This is a genomic window from Methylobacterium sp. CCH5-D2 (genome assembly GCF_001556475.1).
Lineage (GTDB): Bacteria > Pseudomonadota > Alphaproteobacteria > Rhizobiales > Beijerinckiaceae > Methylobacterium > Methylobacterium hispanicum.
This window is the reverse complement of record NZ_LSIX01000916.1, coordinates 1-4689: the sequence shown is the minus strand read 5'-3', so window position 1 is coordinate 4689 and position 4689 is coordinate 1. Positions and strand designations below refer to the sequence as shown.

3 protein-coding genes and 1 pseudogene are annotated in these 4689 nt (G+C 77.3%); all 4 read left to right on the top strand.

Annotation, left to right across the window (positions count from 1 at the left end; all coding sequences use genetic code 11):
* Positions 1–644: glycosyltransferase (locus AX737_RS24715; protein WP_156453934.1), on the top strand; the 644-nt coding region annotated here is incomplete at its 5' end.
* On the top strand, positions 632–2599 hold the full coding sequence (locus AX737_RS24710) for a glycosyltransferase (RefSeq protein ID WP_066925943.1): 1968 nt from the start codon (positions 632–634) through the stop codon (positions 2597–2599). The genes AX737_RS24715 and AX737_RS24710, both read left to right, overlap by 13 nt.
* Complete coding sequence (locus tag AX737_RS24705) at positions 2596–4428, top strand: ABC transporter ATP-binding protein (protein ID WP_066925946.1); 1833 nt, start codon at positions 2596–2598, stop codon at positions 4426–4428. Before AX737_RS24710 ends, AX737_RS24705 begins: the two co-directional genes overlap by 4 nt.
* A pseudogene (locus AX737_RS24700) lies at positions 4428–4689 on the top strand (hypothetical protein); the annotation flags it as partial. The gene AX737_RS24705 and the pseudogene AX737_RS24700, both read left to right, overlap by 1 nt.

The window sequence follows — 4689 nt, the reverse complement described above, 5'->3', positions numbered from 1 at the left end:
TGCCCCTTCTTGGCGACCATGCGGCCGACCCGCTGCGCCTCCTCTGCGTCGGCCGCATGGTCGCCAAGAAGGGGCACGACGACCTGCTCGACGCCCTCGCCACCCTGCCGGCCGGTCTGCACTGGCGCCTCGCGCTGATCGGCGGCGGCGAGATCCGGGCCGCGACCGAGGCGCGGGCGGCCGCGCTCGGTCTCGCCGACCGGGTCGCGTTCCGGGGCGCGCTGGCCCAGCCCGCCGTGATCGCCGCGATGCGCGAGGCCGACCTCTTCGTGCTCCCGACCAAGCCCGCCCCCGGCGGCGACCGGGACGGGCTGCCGAACGTGCTGATGGAGGCGGCGAGCCAGGACCTGCCGATCCTCGCGACCGCGTTTGCCGGCACGCCGGAATTCATCGCGTCCGGCACGCACGGGCTCCTCGTGCCCCCCGGCGACCCGGCGGCCCTGGCCGGGGCGCTGGCGCGGCTCGCCCGCGACCCGGACCTGCGCCGCCGCCTCGCCGGGGCCGCGCGGGCGCGCCTCGTCGCCGACTTCGCCCTCGATCCGGGCATCGACCTGATCGCGGCGCGGCTCGCCGCCAGCGCCGGGCTCGAGCCCGTGCGGGAGGCCGCCGCCCGCCCCGCCGGGGCCTGCGCATGCGCGTCCTGATCGCCGTCACGCACCTGCTCGGCGCCGGCCATCTCACCCGGGCGGCGGCGCTGGCCCGCGCCTTCGCGGCGGCCGGGCACGACGTCGTCCTGGCGAGCGGCGGCATGCCCGCCCCGCTGGTGCGGCTCGATCGCGTGCGCCTCGTCCAGCTGCCGCCGCTGCGCGTGCGCGGCACGGCCTTCTCGGAGCTGCGCGCCGCCGACGGAGGGCCGGCCGGCGCCGCGCTCCTCGACCGGCGCCGGTCGATGCTCCTGGCGGCGCTGGAGGAGGCCGCGCCCGACGTCCTGATCACCGAGCTGTTCCCCTTCGGCCGGCGGGCGCTGGCGGGCGAGTTCCTGGCGCTGGTCGAGGCCGCCCGCGCCGGGGCCCCGCGCCCGCTCGTCCTCGCCTCGATCCGCGACATCCTGGTCGCGCCGGAGAAGCCCGGGCGGGTCGCCGAGGCGCACGCGCGGGTGGCCGCCCTCTACGACGGGGTCTTGGTGCACGCCGACCCGGGGCTCGCGCCCCTCGACGCCTCCTGGCCGGTCGATGCCGGGCTGGCAGTCCGGCTGCACTACACCGGCTACGTCGACGAGGGCGGGGCCGTCCCCACAGCGTCCGACCGCGCCGGCATCCTGGTCTCGGCCGGGTCGAGCGCGGCGGGGCTCGGGATGCTCGCCGCCGCCGCCGAGGCGGCCCGCCGGAGGCCGGATCTCGGCTGGCGGATCCTGGCCGGCCACGGCGTGCCGGAGGCGGATCTCTCCGCGCTCGCGGCCGGGCTGCCCCCCGGCACGGTGGAGCGGGCGCGGCCGGATTACCGGGCGCTGCTGGCCCGTGCGGCGCTGGCGGTGAGCCAGTGCGGCTACAACACCGCGGTCGATCTCCTCGCCACGGGGACGCCCGCCCTGCTCGTCCCCTTCGAGGCCGGCCGCGAGACCGAGCAGCGCCTGCGCGCCGAGCGGTTCGCGGAGCGCGGGCTGGCGCGGGTGGTGCCCGAGGCCGGGCTCGACGCCGACGCGCTGCTGCGGGCTGTCGCGGAGGCACCCCGCGCCCCGCTGCCGCCGCACGGGCTCGCGCTCGACGGGGCGGGGCGGACGGTGGCGCTGGTGGAGGCGATGGTGCGGAACGGGGTGGGAGCGACGCTCCCCCCGGTCCTTCCTCCTCCCTCTGCGGGGGGAGGGGGATCTGCGCTCGACCGCCTGCGCGCCGCCCTCGACCGTCACGCCGAGACCCGTCCGCCCACCCCCGTCTGGTGGCGGGACGACGACGCGGTCGCGGCCACGCCCGCCCTCGACCGGCTGCTCGCCCTGAGCGACGCCTGCGCCGCCCCGATCCTCCTGGCGGCGATCCCGGCCGGCATCGCGCCCTCGCTCGGGCGGCGCCTCGACGGCGCGCCGGGCGCGCGCCTCGCCGTGCACGGCCTCGCCCACGCGAACCACGCGCCCGCGGGCGAGAAGCCCGCCGAGTTCGGCCCGCACCGCCCGCTCGCCGCGCTGGCCTCCGACGCCCGGGAGGGCCTGCGCCGCGCCCGGGAGAGCCTGCCGGAGGACGCCCTGCTGCCGGTCTTCGTGCCGCCCTGGAACCGGCTCGCGCCCGATCTCGCCGCGGCCTTGCCGGATCTCGGCTATGCCGGCCTCTCGGCCGCCGTGCCGCGCCGGGCCCCGCTGCCGACCGCGGGCCTGGTGCGCGCCGACATCCACATCGACCCGATCGACTGGCGCGGCACCCGCTCGCTCGCCGATCCCGCGCGCCTGGTGGAAGACCTCGTGGCGCGGCTGGCGGCCGGCGATCCGGTCGGCATCCTCACCCACCACCTCGCCCACGACGACCGGCTCTGGGCCGTCCTCGAAGCCCTGCTGCCGCTGCTCCTCGGCCATCCGGCCGTGACGGTTCTGGATCCGCGACACCTGTTCGCGCGCCCGCCCGTGGACGCGGGCGCCGCGCCGTGGTCTCGTCCCGGGGCGAGGCCATCGTGACGCCGCTTCTCTCGATCCGCGACCTCAAGGTCGCCTTCCGCACCGAGTCCGGGCCGTTCGAGGCGCTGCACGGCCTCTCCCTCGACGTGATGCGCGGGCGCACGCTCGCCCTCGTCGGGGAGTCGGGCTCCGGCAAGTCGGTGACCGCGCAGGCGATCCTGCGGATCCTGCCCCGCGCCGCCGCGATCACGGGCGGGCGGATCCTGTTCGAGGGGCAGGACCTCGCGGCCCTCCCGCCCGACGGGGCGGCGATGCGCGCGGTGCGGGGCGACCGCATCGCCATGATCTTCCAGGAGCCGATGACCTGCCTGTCGCCGCTCCACACGGTCGGCGACCAGATCGGCGAAGCCCTGCGCGTCCATACCGGCGCCTCCGCCCGGGAGGCGGCCGCGCGCACCCGGGAGGCGCTGGCCCATGTCGGCTTCCCCGACCCCGAGCGGGGCCTGCGGACCTACCCGTTCGAGCTGTCGGGCGGCCTGCGCCAGCGCGCGATGATCGCGATGGCGATCATCCTGAAGCCCGCGCTCCTCATCGCCGACGAGCCGACCACCGCGCTCGACGTCACCACCCAGGCCCAGATCCTGGCGCTGCTCGCCCGCCTCCAGGCGGAGGACGGCATGGGCATCCTGCTGATCACCCACGATCTCGGCGTGGTGGCCAACATGGCCCACGACGTGGCGGTGCTGTACCGCGGGCGCCTGGTCGAATCCGGTCCGCGCGAGGCGGTGATGCGCGCGCCCGGCCACGCCTACCTGCGGGCGCTCCTCGACGCGGTGCCGCGCTTCGACATGGCCCCGGGCGAGCGCCTGACCCCGATCCGCCCGGCCCGCGCGGCGATTCCCCCGGCCCGTCCGCCCGCGCGCGCCGCCGGCCCGATCCTGCGGGTCGAGGGCGTCTCGAAGACCTTCGCGCTGCGGGCCGGCCGGATCTGGGACAAGCCCCGGCTGGTGCGGGCCGTCTCGGACGTGTCGCTCTGCCTGGAGCCGGGCCGGACGCTCGGGCTCGTGGGCGAATCCGGCTCCGGCAAGACCACCGTCTCGAAGATGATCATGCGGGCGCTGAAGCCCGATGCCGGCCGCGTCCTGTTCGACGGCGGCACCGGACCCCGCGACGTGCACGCGCTCGCGGGGGCGGACCTGTTCGCCTACCGGCGGCAGGTGCAGTTCGTGTTCCAGGATCCCTACGCCTCCCTCGATCCGCGCCTCAGCGTGCGCCAGATCCTCGCCGAGCCGATGGAGATCCACGGGGTGCCGGCGGCCCGGCGGCGCGAGCGCGCCCGCGAGCTCCTGGCGATGGTCGGGCTGGAGGCGGACGCGCTCGCCCGCTTCCCGCACGCCTTCTCGGGCGGCCAGCGCCAGCGCATCGGCATCGCCCGGGCGCTCGCCCTGGAGCCGCGGCTCCTCGTCCTCGACGAGCCGGTCTCGGCGCTCGACGTCTCCGTGCAGGCCCAGGTGCTGAACCTGCTGAAGGACCTCCAGGCGGCCCTGGGCCTGAGCTACCTCATCGTCTCCCACAACCTCGCGGTGATCGACTACATGGCCGACACGATCAGCGTGATGGCCCGCGGGCGGATCGTCGAGGAGGCGCCGCGCGCCGCCCTGTTCCGCAATCCCGCCCATCCCTACACCCGGGCGCTGCTCGCCGCGGTGCCGGATCCGAGCCTCGACCACCCGCTCGACTTCGCGGCGGTGACGGGGGAACACTCGGACCCCGTGCGCTGGCCGGCGCCCTACCATCTCGGCCCCGACGAGGCCGGCGCGATGGTGGAGATCGAGGCCGGCCACCGCGTCCGCCGCGGCGGCACCGCGCCCAGGAGGCAGGCCGCCTGATGCCGCGCCTCATGGAACGCCTGCGCCGCCGCTGGCTCGGCCCCCTGTTCGACCGGCTCGGCTACGACCTCGTCCCGGCGATCCCCGACTGGGCGCACCGCCCGGTCTCGCCGCACGAGGTCGCGCAGCTGCTCGACAACGCCGCCGCGCGGCTCGGGCAGGATCTGGCGGCCGCCGGGATCGCCTGCCGGCACGACGTGCGGGCACTCGTGGGCGAGTTCTGGGAGCTGATCCCGCGGGCGCCCGTGCGGCAGCGGGATC